The organism is Agromyces sp. S2-1-8 (genome assembly GCF_021129215.1).
Classification (GTDB): Bacteria; Actinomycetota; Actinomycetes; order Actinomycetales; family Microbacteriaceae; genus Agromyces; species Agromyces chromiiresistens.
In genome coordinates, this window is sequence record NZ_JAJOLP010000001.1 from 3,174,847 (window position 1) to 3,191,381 (window position 16,535).

Genomic DNA, 16,535 nt, shown 5'->3' on the forward strand with positions numbered 1-16,535 from the left:
CGAATTCGGAATCGAAGCTTATTCGTCCTCGGGCGCCTTCGGCAGTTCGACGTCGCTCGCGTACGGCAGTCGCGACTTCGCGACGACGAGCACGTCGACCACGAGCGAGGCGATGACGCCCGCCACGAGGCTCAGGAACACGACCATCGGGTCGAGCCATGAGGCGCCTCGCAGGACGAACACGAGCACGATGAAGAGGACGAACTTGAGCAACCATCCGCCGAGCACGATTCCGAAGAAGATGCCGACGAACAGGTCGCTCCCGGCGAACCGGTTCGCCACGAGGATGCTGCCCGCGGTGATGCCCATGAACACGACCGCCATGAGCGTGCCGATGAGACCACCCCAGAGGCCGGGCATGCCGGCGAAGACGTAGCCGAGCACGGCGCTCACGACGAGGATCACCGCCGCGAGCACTCCACCCCACGCGAGTGCGCGCTTCAGCACGGGGTTCGAGGTGGGGGTTCGGTCGGCGGGTTCGGGCCGGGCGTCGGTCATCATGCTCCAGTCGAGGGGTCGCCCGATTCTACCGAGGACGAACCTGCGAGTTCGTCGATCGGGGCGTCGGGCCCGGTAGCGGCGGGCCCAGCGGGCGTCGCCGTCGACGGGCGCTCCTCGGCGGCGACCGTCAGCCGCTTGCGCCGCCCGAGCGGGGCGAGCGTGATGATCGTGCACGCGAGGAAGCCCACGCCGAGGAACACGAACGCCCACCACGTGCTGAGGTGGAAGTAGACGGGCAGCACGTACGTCAGGAGGCATCCGACCGAGGCGACCGCCGTCCAGCCGTACAGGATGAGCACCGCGTTGAGGTGGGAGTGCCCCATGTCGAGCAGCCGGTGGTGGAGGTGCTTCCGGTCGGCCGCGAACGGCGACTTGCCCGCGCGCAGGCGCCGGATGACGGCCATGCCGAAATCGAGCAACGGGATGATCAGCACCACGAACGGCAGGATGATCGGCATGAACGCGGCGAACAGCTCGCTGAAGCCGACGCCGACCGGGTTGATCTGGCCGGTCACCGCGATCGCCGAGGTCGCCATGAGCAGGCCGATGAGGAGGGCCCCCGCGTCGCCCATGAAGAGCTTCGCGGGGTGCCAGTTGAGCGGCAGGAACCCGGCGCACGCCCCCACGACGACGACCGCGAGCAGCGACGCGAGGTTGAAGTAGTTGAGGGGCGACGTCTGCTGCACGAGCAGGTAGGTGTAGAGGAAGAACACGCCGTTCGCGATGAGCGAGACGCCTGCGACGAGCCCGTCGAGGCCGTCGATGAAGTTGACCGCGTTCATCACGAGCACGATCGTGAACACGGTGAGCGTCGCACTGACCCACGACGGGATGAGCGTGATGCCGGCGATCGGCAGCGACACGATGGACACGCCCTGCCAGGCGATCAGCCCGGCGGCGATGAACTGCCCGGCGAGCTTCGTCGTCCAGTCGAGGTCCCAGATGTCGTCGGCGACGCCGATGAGCACGATGAGCAGCGCCGCGCCGAGGATCGCGAGCATCTGCGCGGGGTTCTGGAAGATGATCGCGACGTTCGCGAACCGCTGGATGCCGAGCGTCGAGATGAACGCCGCCGCGCCGATCGCCACGAGCACGCCGACGAACATCGCGACGCCGCCGAGCCGGGGCGTCGGACGGGTGTGCACGTCGCGCTCGCGGATCTTCGGGTACAGCCGGTACTTGAGGCTCAGCTTCCAGACGAGGATCGAGCCGCCGAACGTGACGAGCGCGGCGAGCAGCGCGAGGGTGAGGAACAGGGTCATGAGACGGCGGCGTCCGCGTCGTCGGCGGGCGCGGAACCCTCGGCGGGCGCGGCACCGTCAGCGGGCGCGCCACCGTCAACGGGCGCGGATGCCTCGTCCGCGAGCTGCTCGGACGCCTCGGGCTCGTCGTCGGCGGGCTCGAGCAGCTCCTCCCCCACGACCGCGGCGATGCGCTCGCGCGACACGACGCCCGCGCGCACGATGCGCAGCACGCCGCCCGACTCGGTGAGCCCGGTGGCGTCGACGATCGTCGACGACGTGTCGCCCGGCCGGTCGCCGATGGCCTCGTAGCCGGTGCCGGCCTCGCCCCCGTCGAGATAGACGGCGACCGATTCGCCGAGCATCTCGACCGCGGCCCCGGCGGTGGTCGCCGACGGCAGGCCCGAGAGGTTGGCCGACGAGACCGCGAGCGGACCGGTCTCGGAGAGGAGCTCGAGGGCGATCGGGTTCGCGGGCATGCGCAGCGCGACGGTGCCGCGGGTCTCGCCGAGGTCCCACTGGAGCGACGGCTGGGCGCGGAGGATGACGGTGAGCCCGCCCGGCCAGAACTCGGCGACCAGGTCGCGCACGGCGGGCGGCACCTCGGTCGCCAGTGCGTCGAGGGTCGGCAGTCCGGGGATGAGCACGGGCGGCGGCGACGTGCGCTCGCGGCCCTTGGCCTCGAGCAGGCGCGCGACCGCTTTCGCGTTGAACGCGTCGGCGGCGACGCCGTACACCGTGTCGGTCGGCAGCACGACGAGTTCGCCGCGCCCGATCGCGCCCCGCGCGAGTCGCATGCCGGTGAGCAGCTGGGAGTCGACCGAGCAGTCGTAGGTGGCAGTCATGACCTGCCCGATTCTAGACCAGCGCCGGGCCACGATCGGATGCCTCGGGCCGCACGGGCCCGAGGCATCCGACGCGACGCCGCGCCGCTCAGCGGCGGCCGGACTTGCGGCGGAACAGCCACGCTCCCCAGGCCGCGGCGATCGCGATGATCGCGGCGCACCAGCCGACCGCCCACCACGCGGAATCGCCGACCGGCGTGCCCATGAGCAGGGCGCGGATCGTCTCGATGACCGGGGTGATCGGCTGGTTCTCGGCGACCCACTGGAGCCACTCGGGCATCGTGTCGACCGGCACGAACGCGCTCGACACGTACGGCAGGAACAGCAGGATGAAGCCGTAGCCGCTCGCCGCCTCCGGTGACGGTGCGGCGAGCCCGATCGCGGCGAAGAGGTACGTGATCGTGAGGATGTACAGCGCGACCATGCCGAAGGCGGCGAGCCATTCGAGCGGGGTCGCCGACGGCCGGAACCCGACGAGCAGGGCCACGCCGATCACGATCGCCGTGGCGATGAGGTTTCGCACGAGGCTCACGGCGACGTGGCCCGTGAGCACCGCGCCGCTGCGCAGCGGCATCGTGCGGAACCGGTCGATGATGCCCGTCGACATGTCTCGCGAGACGGAGATCGCGGTCGTGGAGGCGCCGAATCCGGCGCACAGCAGGATGATGCCGGGAACGACGTAGTCGACGTACCCGCCCGACGGGTCGATCGCGTTGCCGAAGATGTAGGTGAACATCAGCATGAGCATCGTCGGCAGCAGGACGGCCATCATCATTGTGTCGACGTCGCGGATGGTGTGGATGAAGCTGCGGGTGATGAACACCCGCTCGGCGGTGAAGCCGCGCACGCGCGGACGATGTGCGACGGCGTCGGGCCCGGCGGCGGCACGGGCTGCGGTGAGCGTGGTCATGTCGGGCTCCGTTCAGTTCGTGGCGATGAGTTCGGGGGCGGATGCCTCGGCCGCCGCCGCCGGACGATCGGCCGTGATGGCGAGGAACACGTCGTCGAGGCTCGGCCGGCGGATGGTCACCTGGACGCCGTCGGCCCCGGCGAGGGCGGCCCGGTCGAGCTCGTCGATGGCGGCCCGCAGCCCGTGCACGCTGCCGTCGGTGGGCAGTTCGCGGAGCAGCACGCCGTCGGCGTCGCGCAGCTCGACCACATCGCCGCCGACCCGCGACTTGAGCTCGTCGGCCGTGCCCTCGGCGGCGATGCGCCCGCGGTCGAGCACGGCGATGCGATCGGCCAGCCGGTCGGCCTCCTCCAGGTACTGCGTCGTGAGGAAGATGGTCGTACCCGCGTCGGCGAGCGAGCGGATGACGGCCCAGAGCTCCTGGCGGCTGCGGGTGTCGAGACCGGTCGTCGGCTCGTCGAGGAAGAGCACCGGCACCTGCACGACGAGGCTCAGGGCGAGGTCGAGTCGGCGACGCATGCCGCCGGAGTAGGTGGCGACCCGGCGGTCGGCGGCCTGCTCGAGGTCGAAGCGCGCGATGAGCTCGGTCGCGCGGAGCCGGGCGTCGCGCCGGGCGAGCCCCGAGAGCCGGCCCATCATCACGAGGTTCTCGCGCGCCGTGAGCACCTCGTCGACGGCGGCCGCCTGGCCCGTCAGGGCGATGCACTGCTGCACCGCGGCCGGCTCGCGCAGCAGATCGCGACCCATGACCGCGGCGGTGCCGGAGTCGGGCGCCACGAGGGTCGTGAGGATGTTGATGGTCGTCGTCTTGCCGGCGCCGTTCGGCCCGAGCAGCGCGAAGACGCTGCCGGCGGGGACCGCGAGGTCGAGGCCCGCGAGCACCTCGGTGCGGCCGAAGGCCTTGCGCAGGCCCCGCGCTTCGATGGCGAGTTGCATGTCGTGCTCCTGTCGGTCGGGATTCGCACCACTGTTGCGTATGGCGCAAACTGTTTATGTCATGCACTGTTGTTTAAGTAATACACAGTTCTAGACTGAGGTCAACCCGAAGCCGGCCCGAGCCGGCCGACGCCGACCGACTGGAGCCGAATGAGCGACGAGCGAGCCGACCCCGAACTCCCCCGCGGCGTCGCCCTGGCCTGGGGCGTCGCCGCCCACCCGCAGCGCGGCCCGAAGCGCGAGCTCTCGATCGAGCGCATCGTCGACGCCGCGATCGAGATCGCGGATGCCGAGGGCATCGGGGCGGTGTCGATGAGCCGGGTCGCCGCGTCGCTCGGATTCACCACGATGTCGCTCTACCGGTACGTGACGAGCAAGGACGACCTGATCCTGCTGATGCAGGAGGGCGCCGTCGAGCCGCCCGTGCCGGACGAGCACGTCGAGCGTGCCTGGCGCGATGGCGTGACCGCGTGGGTGCTCGCCATGCGCGCCGCCTACCGCGAGCACCCGTGGCTCGTCGACATCCCGATCTCGGGAGCCCCAATCACGCCGAACAGCCTGCTCATCGTGGACTGGTTCCTGCGCGAGGTCCGCGACCTCCCGCTCAGCGACGGCGAGAAGATGTCGGCCCTGCTGCTGCTCACGAGCTACGCCCGCGCGACCAGTGCGCAGGACCGCGACCTCCGGGCCGCCGCCGAGGCGGCCGCAGACCCGCGCGAGGTCACCGGCGAGAGCGCCTTCGCCGCACTCTCGGAGCTCGTGACCCCTGAGCGATTCCCGTACCTGAGCCCGCTCCTCGCCGCCGGCGGGTACGTCGCCGAGCCCGGCACCCACCCCGGCGAGACGGACGAGGACTTCTCGTTCGGGCTCCTCCGCATCCTCGACGGCATCGAGCACCACGTCGACCACCAGGGCGGCACGACCGCCCCCGCCGAGCCCGAGCCGCTTCCCGAGCTCCCACCGCAGCTCGACCTGCCCCGCGACCAGCGCGTGCGCGACGCCGCGAAGGCCAGGCGCGAGGCCGAGAAGTCGGTGCGCGAGGCGCAGAAGGCGCTCCGTGAGGCGCAGAAGCGCGAGCGCGAGGCGATCAAGCACGCCCTCGAGCGCGAGAAGGCCGCGCGCGAGAAGGCCGAACGGGCGAAGTAGCTCAGCGCAGGGCGGTCGTCGCCCGGTCGCGCCCCGTCAGGTCCCGGTGGTGGGCGATCGCGCGCCATCCGTCGGCGGCGAGGATCGCGGCGATGTCGGCCGACTGCGCCTCGCCGTGCTCGATCACGAGCACGCCGCCCGGCCGAAGCAGCGCGAGCGCGCGCTGCGAGAGCACCCGCACGACGTCGAGCCCGTCGACCCCGCCGTAGAGCGCGGCCTCGGGGTCGTGGAGGCGCACCTCGGGATCGCGCGGGATCGCGCCGAGCGGGATGTACGGCGGATTCGACGCGACGACCGAGACCCGGCCGTCGAGCTCGGGCAGCGCGTCGGCGAGGTCGCCGAAGACGAGCTCGAGGTTCGGCGCCCCCACTTCCTCGACGTTGCGGCGCGTCCACACGTACGCCTCGGGCGACTTCTCGACCGCCCAGACCCGCGCGTGCGGCACCTCGGTCGCGAGCGCGAGCGCGATGGCGCCCGATCCCGTGCCGAGGTCGACGCCGATCGGCTCTGGCTCGGCCGCCGCCCGCAGCGCGTCGATCGCGAGCTGCGCGACGCCCTCGGTCTCCGGCCGCGGCACGAACACGCCGGGGCCGACCGAGAGCTCGAGCGAACGGAACGCCGCCCGGCCGGTCAGGTGCTGCAGCGGCTCGCGCCGGGCACGCCGCGCGACGAGCGACGCGAGCGCCGAGGCATCCTCGGTCTCGATCGTGACGCCGACGACGAGACGCGCCTGCACCCCGCCTCGGCTCAGCCCGAGCACGTGCCCGATGAGGAGCTCCGCGTCGACGTCGGGGTCGGGCACGCCCGCCGAGGCGAGCGTCGCCGCGATCTCGTCGCGCACCTCGCGCAGCGACCGGCCTGGCTGTTCAACGGGTGCATCCACGCAATGGAATGTAACGCACGCCCACGGCCCCGGCCGCGCCCATAGGCTGGGCACGCTCGCACCGCCCCTCGAGAAAGGCCCGACCATGGCTCAGATCTACGACAACATCACGCAGGCGTTCGGCCGCACGCCGCTCGTCCGACTGAACCGCCTCACCGAGGGCGCCGGTGCGACCGTGCTCGCGAAGCTCGAGTTCTACAATCCCTCCGCGAGCGTCAAGGACCGCCTGGGCGTGGGCATCGTCGACGCCGCCGAGGCATCGGGCGAGCTGAAGCCCGGCGGCACCATCGTCGAGGGCACGAGCGGCAACACGGGCATCGCCCTCGCCGCGATCGGCGCGGCGCGGGGCTACAAGGTCATCCTCGCGATGCCCGAGACCATGTCGAAGGAGCGCAAGTCGCTGCTCAAGGCGTACGGCGCCGAGCTCGTGCTCACCCCGGGCTCCGAGGGCATGAAGGGCGCCGTCGCGAAGGCCGAGGAGCTCGCCGCCTCGACCCCCGGCGCGATCCTCGCCCGCCAGTTCGAGAACCAGGCCAACGTCGAGATCCACCGCCGCACGACGGCCGAGGAGGTCTGGGACGACACCGACGGCGGCGTCGACATCTTCGTCGCGGGCATCGGCACCGGCGGCACCATCTCGGGCGTCGGCCAGGTGCTCAAGGAGCGGAAGCCCGAGGTGCAGGTCGTCGCGGTCGAGCCGGCCGAGTCGCCCATCCTCAACGGCGGCCAGCCCGGCCCGCACAAGATCCAGGGCATCGGCGCGAACTTCGTACCCGACGTGCTCGACCGCACCGTCTACGACGAGGTGCTCGACGTCAACATCGACCAGGCCGTCGCGACCGCGCGCCGGCTCGGTCAGGAGGAGGGCATCCTCGGCGGCATCTCGTCGGGTGCGACGGTGTACGCCGCCCTCGAGCTCGCCAAGCGTCCCGAGAACGCCGGCAAGACCATCGTCGTGATCGTCGCGAGCTACGGCGAGCGGTATCTCTCGACCGTCCTGTACGAGGGTCTGCTTGACTGATCGCGTGACGATCCGCTCGCGCCTGAAGGAAGACCTCAAGACCGCCCGTGCCCACGACCCCGCGGCACGGAGCGGCCTCGAGGTCTTCCTCGTGTACTCGGGCCTGCACGCCATCTGGACATACCGGCTCACCCATCGCATGTGGGTCGCCGGCTGGCGGTTCCCAGCCCGGCTCATCTCGCAGTTCGCCCGATTCCTGACGGGCATCGAGATCCACCCCGGCGCGACCATCGGGCGCCGGTTCTTCATCGACCACGGAATGGGCGTCGTCATCGGCGAGACCGCCGTCGTCGGCGACGACGTGATGCTCTACCACGGCGTCACCCTCGGCGGGAAGGCGCCCAGGCACACCCCGCCGGGCACCAAGCGCCACCCGACCCTCGAGGAGGGCGTCACCGTGGGGGCCGGGGCGAAGATCCTCGGCGACATCACGATCGGCGCGTGGAGCGCCGTCGGCGCGAACGCCGTGGTAACCCGCGGCGCTCCCCCGCACTCGCTCGTCGTCGGCGTGCCCGCGACCGTGCGCCCGCTCTCGCACGCGACGGCCGACGCGGCGCGCGGCGTGCACGACTGGCACATCTGATCGCAGACGACGGATGCCTCGGGGCCGGCCCCGAGGCATCCGTCGTCGTTCGATCGCGCCGGCGCGCCTACTCGGTGCCGAGATCGGCGAGCCTGGCCTCCTCGTCGGCGTGGATCGCCGACTCGATGAGCGGGTCGAGCGCGCCGTTCATGACCTGGTCGAGGTTGTACGCCTTGTAGCCGGTGCGGTGGTCGGCGATGCGGTTCTCGGGGAAGTTGTACGTGCGGATGCGCTCGGACCGGTCCATCGACCGGATCTGCGACTTGCGCGCGTCGGAGGCCGCCGCGGCGAGCTCCTCCTGCTGGCGCGCCAGCAGGCGGGCCCGCAGCACGCGCATCGCCGCCTCACGGTTCTGCAGCTGCGACTTCTCGTTCTGCATCGACACGACGATGCCCGTCGGCAGGTGGGTGATGCGCACCGCCGAGTCGGTCGTGTTGACCGACTGGCCGCCGGGCCCGCTCGAGCGGTACACGTCGATCTTGAGGTCGTTCTGGTTGATGTCGACCTCTTCGGGCTCGTCGACCTCGGGGAAGACGAGCACGCCCGTCGTGGAGGTGTGGATACGGCCCTGGGTCTCGGTGACGGGCACCCGCTGCACGCGGTGCACGCCGCCCTCGTACTTGAGATGCGCCCAGACGCCCTGCGCCGGATCGGTCGCGTTCGACTTGATCGCGACCTGCACGTCCTTGTACCCGCCGAGGTCGGACTCGTTGCGCTCGAGGAGCTCGGTCTTCCACCCCTTCGACTGCGCGTACTGGATGTACATGCGCAGGAGGTCGGCCGCGAAGAGGGCGCTCTCCGCGCCCCCCTCGCCGCCCTTGATCTCCATGATGACGTCACGCCCGTCGTCGGGGTCGCGCGGGATCAGCAGGCGCCTGAGCTTCTCCTGCGCCTGCGCGAGCCCCTCCTCGAGGGCGGGCACCTCTTCTGCGAAGGCGTCGTCCTCCTTGGCGAGCTCGCGCGCCGCGTCGAGGTCGTCCTGCGCCTCGTGCCACGCCCGGTTCGCAGCGACGATCCGGCTCAGCTCGGCGTAGCGCCGGTTGACCTTCTTCGCACGCACGGCGTCGGCGTGCAGCGCCGGGTCGGCGAGCTCCTCCTGGAGCTGCGCGTGCTCATCGAGCAGCGGCTGAACCGATTCGAACACCTCGGCCTCAGCGGTGGTCGGTCTCGTGCCCGTGCGAGTTGCCGTGGCCGGCGACCGGCATCGACTTCTGCATGAGCAGCAGGAACTCGGCGTTCGACTGCGTCTCCTTCAGGCGGCCCAGCACGGCCTCGAGCGCGGGCTGCTGGTCGAGGCCCGCGAGCGCGCGACGCAGCTTCCACGTGATCTTGACCTCGTCGGGGCTGAGCAGCATCTCCTCACGCCGGGTCGACGACGCGTTGACGTCGACGGCCGGGAAGATGCGCTTGTCGGCGAGCTGGCGCGAGAGGCGCAGTTCGCTGTTGCCCGTGCCCTTGAACTCCTCGAAGATCACCTCGTCCATCTTCGAGCCGGTCTCCACGAGCGCGGTCGCGAGGATGGTGAGCGAGCCGCCGTTCTCGATGTTGCGCGCGGCACCGAAGAACCGCTTCGGCGGGTAGAGCGCCGACGCGTCGACGCCGCCCGAGAGGATGCGACCCGAGGCGGGTGCGGCCAGGTTGTAGGCGCGGCCGAGTCGCGTGATCGAGTCGAGCAGCACGACGACGTCGTGGCCCAGCTCGACGAGGCGCTTCGCCCGCTCGATCGCGAGCTCGGCGACCGTCGTGTGGTCTTCTGCCGGACGGTCGAAGGTCGAGGCGATGACCTCGCCCTTGACCGTGCGCTGCATGTCGGTGACCTCTTCGGGGCGCTCGTCGACGAGCACGACCATGAGGTGGACCTCGGGGTTGTTCTGCGAGATCGCGTTGGCGATCTGCTGCAGCACGATCGTCTTGCCGGCCTTCGGCGGCGCGACGATGAGGCCGCGCTGGCCCTTGCCGATCGGGGCGACGAGGTCGATGATGCGCTGCGTGAGCTTCGTCGGCTCGGTCTCGAGGCGCAGGCGCTCCTGCGGGTAGAGCGGCGTCAGCTTCTGGAAGTCGACGCGTGCGGCGGCCTCGTCGATGGACTGGCCGTTGACCGAGTCGACCTTGACGAGCGCGTTGTACTTCTGGCGGCTCGACTGCTCGCCGTCGCGCGGCTGCTTGATCGCACCGACGACGGCGTCGCCCTTGCGCAGGTGGTACTTCTTCACCTGGCCGAGCGAGACGTAGACGTCGCTCGGGCCGGGCAGGTAGCCCGTCGTGCGCACGAACGCGTAGTTGTCGAGGACGTCGAGGATGCCCGCGATCGGGATGAGCACGTCGTCGTCGAGGATCTCGGGCTCGAGCTCGTCGCCGGTACCGCCCTGGCCGCGGCGCTTGCGGTCGCGGTAGCGGCTGCGACGGCCGCCCTCGCCCTCGCCCTTGTCGGCCTGGTTCTGGCCGCCCTGCCCGCCCTGGGCCTTGTCGCCCTGCTTGCCCTTGTCGGCGTCGCCCTGGCGGTCGGCGGACTTCTGGTCGTCGCCCTTGCGCGCGTCGCCGTTCTGGTTCTGGCCGTTGCCGTTCTGGCGGCCGCCCTTCTGGGCCTCGCCCTTCTGGGCGTCGGCCTTCTGGGCGTCGTCACCGCGCTCGGCGCGCTCGGCGCGCTCGCCGCGCTCGCCGCGCTCGGCACGGTCGCCGCCGCCGCGACGGCCGCGGTTGCGGCGGCCGCCCTGCCGCGGCTCCTCTGCGGGCTGCTCGCCGTCGGCGCCCTCGGTGCGGGCGCCATCGCGGGCGCTCTCGCCGGTCGCGGCGGCGAGCTCCTCGCGCACGGCCGCACGGGCGGCCTCGCGGGCGTCGTCGTCGTTCGCGGTCGGCACGAGGCCGACACCGGCACCGCCGCCGTTCACGTGCTGCACGGCTGCGGTCGTCGCGCTCGTCGCGCGACGGGGCTGGCGGCCGCGACGCGGTTGGGCGGATGCCTCCGCGGCGACGGGCTCGGCCGTCGCCGCCTGGGCGCCGTCGACCGGGGCGGCGTCAGCGGGCGCGGGGTCGGTCGACGGAGCCGCCTCGGCCGGCGCGCTCGGTGCGTCGGCCACCGGGGCCGCCTCGACGGGGGCGGTGCCGTCGACGTCGAGCGTGGGGGCGGCGTCGCCCTCGGCCTGACGCGCGGTGATCGCCTCGACGAGTTCGCCCTTGCGGAGCTTGGATGCGCCCACGATGCCGAGCGAGGCGGCGAGCTCCTGGAGCTCGGCGACCTTGAGGCCGGTGAGGGGGGCGCCGTTCGCCACGCGCGCGGCGTGGTCGGATGCGTTGGTCACTGGGTGTTGTCCTTTCCCCTGGCGCATGTGGTTGCGCGGCAGGAGAGTTGATCGCAGACTCGAGCGAGGTCGGCGCGCGCGGCGCAGACTGCGCAAGTGCGAAAGCAAGAGATTGCCGGGAATTGCACGATGCGGCTCGTGAGCGGTGTCGGGTCTGACGTATCAGCCGCTTCACCCGCCGGGTGCGCAGTCAGTCTAACACCGTGCGGCCGCCCAGCCTGCCACGCGACGCCCCGTTGTGGAGAAACATCGCGTGGAGGCATCCGACTGCGACGAGCGCGACCGAGCAGCAGCGGCGCACGTCGCGGCGTGCCGGCCGTCGGCGGGCAGCGCGGCTCAGGCGACGGTGACCGTCGCGCCCTTGAAGTCGACCGCGAGCGGCAGCGCCTGCCACACCGTGTCGGCCGTCCGCTCGACGAGGTCGATCGCCGCTGCTCGGGCGCTCGGGTCGTTCGCGAGGACGAGGATCGACGGGCCGGCACCCGACACGACGGCGGGGTGTCCCGCCTCGCGCAGTGCCCGGATGAGCCGGTCGGTCTCGGGCATGGCCGCCGCGCGGTAGTGCTGGTGCAGCTTGTCCTCCGTGGCCTGGAAGAGCAGCTCGGGGCTCTGGATGAGCGCCGCGACAAGCAGCGCCGAGCGCGAGACGTTGAAGACCGCGTCTTCGTGCGGCACCTGCTCGGGCTGCAGCGAACGCGCGAGCGCCGTCGACATCTCGTGCTCGGGCACGAGCACGAGCGGCGAGACGCCGCGGTGCACGATGAGCTTCTTGTGGCGGGGTCCCTCGGGGGTGACCCACGCGATCGTGAGTCCGCCGAAGAGCGCCGGCGCCACGTTGTCGGGGTGGCCCTCGAGCTCCGTCGCGAGCTCGAGCAGGTCGTCGGCCGAGAAGTCGACGACCCCGTCGAGCAGGCCCTTCGCCGCCATCACCCCTGCGACGATCGCCGCGCCCGACGAGCCGAGGCCGCGGCCGTGCGGGATCGCGTTGTGCGCGACGAGCCGCAGCCCGGGCAGCGCGACGCCCGCGCGCTCGAACGCGTGCGCGATCGCGCGCACGACGAGGTGGGACGCGTCCAGCGGCACCTCGCCCTCGCCGACGCCGTGCACCTCGACCTCGACGCCCGCCGGCGTCGCCGAGACCTCGAGCTCGTCGTAGCGCGCGAGGGCGAGCCCGAGGGTGTCGAAGCCGGGCCCGAGGTTCGCCGAGGTGGCGGGCACCTTGACGTGGACGGTACGGCCGACGAGCGATGTGGTCGCGTCGGCGACGAGCGTGCCCGTCATGAGGCGAGTCCCAACGCCGCGGCGACCTGTGCGGTGTCGACCGGCACGACCGTCGGCTCGACGTCGGAGCCGTCGGCCGTGCGGAGGGCCCACTGCGGGTCCTTCAGGCCGTGGCCGGTGACCGTGAGCACGACGCGCGCACCCCGCGGCACGGCGCCGGCGGCCGCTCGCTCGAGCAGGCCGGCGACCGAGATCGCCGAGGCCGGCTCGACGAAGATCCCGACCTCGGCCGAGAGGATGCGCTGCGCCTCGAGGATCGCGGCGTCCTCGATGGCGCCGAAGTACCCGTCGGTCTCGTCGCGCGCCTGGAGGGCGAGCTCCCACGACGCCGGATTGCCGATGCGGATCGCGCTCGCGATGGTGTCGGGGTCGCGCACGGGCTCGCCGCGCACGATGGGCGCGGAGCCCGCGGCCTGGAAGCCGAACATGCGCGGCATCCGGGTCGCGTTGCCCGCCGCGATGTCCTCGCGGTAACCGCGCGTGTACGCCGTGTAGTTGCCGGCGTTGCCGACCGGCACGACGTGCAGGTCGGGTGCGTCGCCGAGCACCTCGACGACCTCGAACGCCGCGGTCTTCTGGCCCTCGATGCGGTCGTTGTTCACCGAGTTGACGAGGTGCACGGGGTAGTTCGCGGCGAGGTCGCGCGCGATGTCGAGGCAGTCGTCGAACGTGCCCTGCACCTGGATGAGCTTCGCGTCGTGCGCGATCGTCTGGCTGAGCTTGCCCATCGCCACCTTGCCCTCGGGCAGCAGCACGGCCGCGCCGATGCCGGCGTGGGTCGCGTAGGCGGCGGCCGATGCGGAGGTGTTGCCGGTCGAGGCGCAGATCACGACCTTCGCCCCGTGCTCGACGGCCTTCGTGACCGCCATCGTCATGCCCCGGTCCTTGAAGGAGCCGGTCGGGTTCATGCCCTCGAACTTCACCCAGACGTCCGCGCCGGTGCGACGCGACAGTGCGGGGGCCGGCAGCAGCGGCGTGCCGCCCTCGCCGAGCGTCACGATCGGGGTCGCGTCGGTCACGTCGAGACGGTCGGCGTACTCGCGGATGACACCGCGCCACTGGCGCGAGCCGGGCTTGGGGGTGGGCGTCGGGTTCGGGGTGTTCACTGGGCTCCTTCGACTCGGAGGACGGATGCGACGGAGGCGACGACGGGGCTCTCGGCGAGCGAGGCGACCGTGTCGGCGAGCGCCGACTCGGTGGCCTCGTGGGTGCCGATCACGAGCGTCGCGCGCCGCGACCCCTCGCTGACGGTCTGCTGCAGCTGCTCGACCGAGACGCCGTGCTCGGCGAACGTGCGCGCGATCTGCTCGAGCACGCCCGGTTCGTCGGTGACCTCGAGGGTGATCGCGTACCGCGTCGTGATGCGCCCGATCGGCAGCAGGGGCAGTTCGGCGTGCGTCGACTCGGCCGTGCCGGGCCCGCCCGAGACCCGGCGCCGGGCGATGGCGACGAGGTCGCCGAGCACGGCGGAGGCGGTCTGCACTCCGCCGGCGCCCGCGCCGTAGAACATGAGCGGCCCTGCGGCGGAGGCTTCGACGAACACGGCGTTGTTCGCCCCGTGCACGGCGGCGAGCGGATGGCTGCGCGGAACGAGCGCCGGGTAGACGCGGGCCGAGACGCCCTCGTCGCCGGTCTCGGCGTCGATGAGGCGCTCGCAGATCGCGAGCAGCTTCACGACGTACCCGGCCCGGCGCGCCGATTCGACCTGGGCCGCCGAGACGCCCGTGATGCCCTCGCGGTGCACGGCCTCGACCGGCACGCTCGTGTGGAACGCGAGGCTCGCCAGGATGGCTGCCTTCTGCGCTGCGTCGTAGCCGCCGATGTCGGCCGTCGGGTCGGCCTCGGCGTAGCCGAGCTCGGTCGCGGTCGCGAGCGCGTCCTCGAGGGAGGCGCCGGTCTGGTCCATCCGGTCGAGGATGAAGTTCGTCGTGCCGTTCACGATGCCGAGGATGCGCTCGATGCGGTCGCCCGCGAGCGACTCCCGCAGCGGCCGGATGATCGGGATCGCCCCGGCGACCGCGGCTTCGTACGAGAGCTGCGCGCCGACCTGCTCGGCCGCGGCGAAGAGCTCGGGGCCGTGGGAGGCGAGCAGCGCCTTGTTGCCCGTGACCACGTCGGCGCCCGAGGCGATCGCCTGGTGCACGAGCGTGCGGGCGGGCTCGATGCCGCCCATGAGCTCGATCACGACGTCGGAGCCGAGGATGAGGGCCTCTGCGTCGGTCGTCAGCAGCTCGGCGGGCAGGTCGGTGTCGCGCCGCGCCCCGAGGTCGCGCACGGCGATGCCGACGAGTTCGAGGCGCGCGCCGACCCGCTGCGCGAGCTCGTCGGCATGGTCGAGCAGCAGCCGTGCGACCTGCGAGCCGACCGAGCCCGCCCCGAGCAGTCCGACTCGGATGGACCGGTACTCGATCATGCGGGGTTCCCTTCGACGGTGCTCGTCGCGACGGTCCTCGTCGCGACGGTGGGTGCCTCGAGCCCGAGATCACGGGCGAGCAGGTCGTCGATCGACTCGCCGCGCACGATGACGCGGGCCTCACCGTCGCGCACGGCGACGACGGGCGGGCGGGGCACGTGGTTGTAGTTCGAGGCGAGCGACCAGCAGTACGCGCCGGTGGCCGCGACGGCGACGAGGTCGCCGGGCGCCGTGTCGGCCGGCAGGTGCTCGACGTCGACGACGACGTCACCCGCCTCGCAGTGCTTGCCGACGACCCGGCTGAGCGCGGGGGCGGCGTCGGAGACGCGGTTCGCGACCCTGGCCGAGTACGCCGCGCCGTAGAGCGCCGTGCGGGCGTTGTCGCTCATGCCGCCGTCGACGCTCACGTAGCGCCGTGCGCCCCCCTCGATCGGCACGGGCTTGACCGTGCCGACGGTGTAGAGCGTGACGCCGGCGGGGCCGATGATCGACCGGCCCGGCTCGAACGCGAGCCGCGGCACTGCGATGCCCCGTTCGCGGCACCCCGCGACGACCGCGGCGACGATCCCGTCGGCGATCTCCTCGATCGGCTGCGGGGTGTCGGCGGCCGTGTAGGCGATGCCGAACCCGCCGCCGAGATTGAGTTCGGGCAGCGGCTCGACGGCCGAGAGGTCGGCGTGCGCGGCGAGCAGCCGGGCGGCCGACTCGGCGAAGCCCTCGGCGTCGAAGATCTGCGAGCCGATGTGGCAGTGGAGCCCGAGGAACTCGAGCGAGTCGTGCGCGCGGATGCGCTCGCCGAGCTCGACCGCGCGTTCGAGCGGCACGCCGAACTTCTGGTCCTCGTGCGAGGTTGCGAGGAACTCGTGCGTCGACGCGTGCACCCCGCTGTTGACCCGCAGCCGTACCCGCTGCCGGCGCCCGGCGCGCGCCGCCGCGCCTGCGACGCGTTCGATCTCGACCTCGCTGTCGATGATGAGCGCACCGACGCCCACCTCGACCGCGCGGGCGATCTCGGCGAGCGACTTGTTGTTGCCGTGGAAGCCCAATCGGGCGGGCTCGGCCCCGGCTGCGAGCGCGACCGCGAGCTCGCCACCGGTGCAGACGTCGACCGCCAGCCCCTCATCGACGACCCAGCGCACGACCTCGCCGGACAGGAACGCCTTGCCGGCGTAATAGACGGTCACATCGGTGCCCGCCGCGCGTGCCGCCGCCTCGAACGCGAGCCGCGTCCGTCGGGCGCGCGAACGCGCCTCGGACTCGTCGACGACGTAGAGGGGGGTGCCGAACCGCTCGGCCAGCGACACGGCGTCGAGGCCGGCGATCTCGATGCGGCCCGCGGGGTCGCGACGTGCGCTCGCGGGCCAGACCTGCGGCACGAGCGCGTTGACGTCGGCCGGCGCGCGCTGCGCGCCGGGGTCTGCGGGAACGGATGCCACGGGAACCTCACAGGAGGGAACGAATCGACGGTCGCTCGCG

At 72.1% G+C, this 16,535-nt stretch carries 15 protein-coding genes; 3 read left to right on the forward strand and 12 right to left on the reverse strand.

The window, feature by feature from the left end; translation table 11 throughout:
* Positions 1-18: 18 nt before the first annotated feature.
* The 5 genes from LR269_RS14590 to LR269_RS14610 form a co-directional block, all read right to left on the reverse strand.
* On the reverse strand, positions 19-498 hold the full coding sequence (locus tag LR269_RS14590) for a hypothetical protein (RefSeq protein WP_231431481.1): 480 nt from the start codon (positions 496-498) through the stop codon (positions 19-21).
* Positions 498-1,763: an MraY family glycosyltransferase gene (locus tag LR269_RS14595; RefSeq protein ID WP_231431482.1), complete on the reverse strand. Its 1,266-nt coding sequence runs from the start codon at positions 1,761-1,763 to the stop codon at positions 498-500. The genes LR269_RS14590 and LR269_RS14595 overlap by 1 nt, the downstream gene beginning before the upstream one ends.
* Positions 1,760-2,587, reverse strand: coding sequence for an L-threonylcarbamoyladenylate synthase (locus tag LR269_RS14600; protein ID WP_231431483.1), 828 nt, complete (start codon positions 2,585-2,587; stop codon positions 1,760-1,762). The genes LR269_RS14595 and LR269_RS14600 overlap by 4 nt, the downstream gene beginning before the upstream one ends.
* Before the next feature lie 88 nt (positions 2,588-2,675).
* Complete coding sequence (locus tag LR269_RS14605; RefSeq protein WP_231431484.1) at positions 2,676-3,497, reverse strand: ABC transporter permease; 822 nt, start codon at positions 3,495-3,497, stop codon at positions 2,676-2,678.
* A 12-nt stretch (positions 3,498-3,509) separates the two neighbouring features.
* Positions 3,510-4,433, reverse strand: a complete 924-nt coding sequence (locus tag LR269_RS14610) for an ATP-binding cassette domain-containing protein (RefSeq protein WP_231431485.1) — start codon at positions 4,431-4,433, stop codon at positions 3,510-3,512.
* 150 nt (positions 4,434-4,583) lie between these two features.
* On the opposite strand from LR269_RS14610, the gene LR269_RS14615 reads away from it, so the two are divergent.
* Positions 4,584-5,579 carry a TetR/AcrR family transcriptional regulator gene (locus tag LR269_RS14615; RefSeq protein WP_231431486.1) on the forward strand — a complete coding sequence of 332 codons (996 nt, stop codon included), beginning with the start codon at positions 4,584-4,586 and terminating at the stop codon, positions 5,577-5,579.
* Between the two features lies 1 nt (position 5,580).
* Here the strand turns inward: LR269_RS14615 and prmC are convergent, their stop codons facing one another.
* A complete protein-coding gene (gene prmC / locus LR269_RS14620) occupies positions 5,581-6,462 on the reverse strand; it encodes a peptide chain release factor N(5)-glutamine methyltransferase (RefSeq protein ID WP_231431487.1) in 882 nt (293 codons plus the stop codon).
* Positions 6,463-6,547: 85 nt separating this feature from the next.
* On the opposite strand from prmC, the gene cysK reads away from it, so the two are divergent.
* Both cysK and epsC read left to right on the forward strand, forming a co-directional pair.
* Positions 6,548-7,483: a cysteine synthase A gene (gene cysK / locus LR269_RS14625; protein ID WP_231431488.1), complete on the forward strand. Its 936-nt coding sequence runs from the start codon at positions 6,548-6,550 to the stop codon at positions 7,481-7,483.
* A gap of 4 nt (positions 7,484-7,487) precedes the next feature.
* The gene (epsC, locus tag LR269_RS14630) at positions 7,488-8,066 is read left to right on the forward strand and encodes a serine O-acetyltransferase EpsC (RefSeq protein ID WP_231431489.1); all 579 of its coding nucleotides are present in this window, start codon (positions 7,488-7,490) and stop codon (positions 8,064-8,066) included.
* Positions 8,067-8,133: 67 nt separating this feature from the next.
* On the opposite strand, the gene prfA is transcribed toward epsC, so the two are convergent.
* The 6 genes from prfA to lysA form a co-directional block, all read right to left on the reverse strand.
* Positions 8,134-9,210 carry a peptide chain release factor 1 gene (gene prfA, locus LR269_RS14635; protein WP_231431490.1) on the reverse strand — a complete coding sequence of 359 codons (1,077 nt, stop codon included), beginning with the start codon at positions 9,208-9,210 and terminating at the stop codon, positions 8,134-8,136.
* Positions 9,211-9,217: 7 nt separating this feature from the next.
* A complete protein-coding gene (gene rho / locus LR269_RS14640; RefSeq protein WP_231431491.1) occupies positions 9,218-11,365 on the reverse strand; it encodes a transcription termination factor Rho in 2,148 nt (715 codons plus the stop codon).
* 336 nt (positions 11,366-11,701) lie between these two features.
* Positions 11,702-12,646, reverse strand: a complete 945-nt coding sequence (gene thrB, locus LR269_RS14645) for a homoserine kinase (RefSeq protein ID WP_231431492.1) — start codon at positions 12,644-12,646, stop codon at positions 11,702-11,704.
* Positions 12,643-13,752 carry a threonine synthase gene (gene thrC, locus LR269_RS14650; protein WP_231431493.1) on the reverse strand — a complete coding sequence of 370 codons (1,110 nt, stop codon included), beginning with the start codon at positions 13,750-13,752 and terminating at the stop codon, positions 12,643-12,645. The genes thrB and thrC overlap by 4 nt, the downstream gene beginning before the upstream one ends.
* Positions 13,749-15,059: a homoserine dehydrogenase gene (locus tag LR269_RS14655; protein WP_231431494.1), complete on the reverse strand. Its 1,311-nt coding sequence runs from the start codon at positions 15,057-15,059 to the stop codon at positions 13,749-13,751. The genes thrC and LR269_RS14655 overlap by 4 nt, the downstream gene beginning before the upstream one ends.
* Positions 15,056-16,495: a diaminopimelate decarboxylase gene (gene lysA / locus LR269_RS14660; protein WP_231431495.1), complete on the reverse strand. Its 1,440-nt coding sequence runs from the start codon at positions 16,493-16,495 to the stop codon at positions 15,056-15,058. The genes LR269_RS14655 and lysA overlap by 4 nt, the downstream gene beginning before the upstream one ends.
* Positions 16,496-16,535: the final 40 nt, after the last annotated feature.